Source organism: Halorubrum tibetense (genome assembly GCF_042661865.1).
Taxonomy (GTDB): Archaea; Halobacteriota; Halobacteria; order Halobacteriales; family Haloferacaceae; genus Halorubrum; species Halorubrum tibetense.
The window spans coordinates 1-512 of record NZ_JBHSWW010000741.1 but is presented as its reverse complement, the minus strand read 5'-3'; the positions used below and the strand labels follow the sequence as shown (position 1 = coordinate 512).

Genomic DNA, 512 nt, shown 5'->3' with positions numbered 1-512 from the left:
GACGGTGACGCTGTCGCCGACCTTCACGCCGGCGTTTGCGCGGGTGTCGGCGTCGATGAGGACGGTTCCGTCACGGGCGTCCGCGCCGCCGGGCCACACCTTGGCGACGGCGGCGCGTTCGCCCTCGATCCGGATGGTGTCGCCGCTGAGGAGGCCGAGTCGCTTGCGGGCGGTTTCGGGGAGCCTGGCGATACCGCGGCCGGCATCGCGCTTCTCGGCGGCACGCACCGTGAGCGTGACGCCAGTGGTCTCGTTCATACGTCACGTTCCGGCCCCTGACTCTTTACCCTTGTCCGCGGGCTCGCGTCCCGCGCTCGCCTGCCCGACCGGAACCCCCTTACCGTGTGGGACCGGGAATGACCCCATGCAACCGACAGGCGACCTCCGCGGCGATGCCGTCCACGTCGGCGGCGACGCCCGCCAGCGCTTCTACGACTCGCGCGGCTACGGGCGTCCGCTGGAAGGGAACGCCATCGCCCTCTCGCGGGTCGAGGCCGCCCACCTGCTGTTCC

Annotated in this window: 2 pseudogenes; one reads left to right on the top strand and one right to left on the bottom strand. The window is 71.9% G+C overall.

What is annotated here, in order from left to right:
* Positions 1-258 (bottom strand): annotated as a pseudogene (locus ACFQEU_RS18060) (AAA family ATPase); the annotation flags it as partial.
* A gap of 106 nt (positions 259-364) precedes the next feature.
* Here ACFQEU_RS18060 and ACFQEU_RS18055 point away from each other — a divergent pair.
* Positions 365-512, top strand: a pseudogene (locus tag ACFQEU_RS18055) (tRNA-intron lyase); the annotation flags it as partial.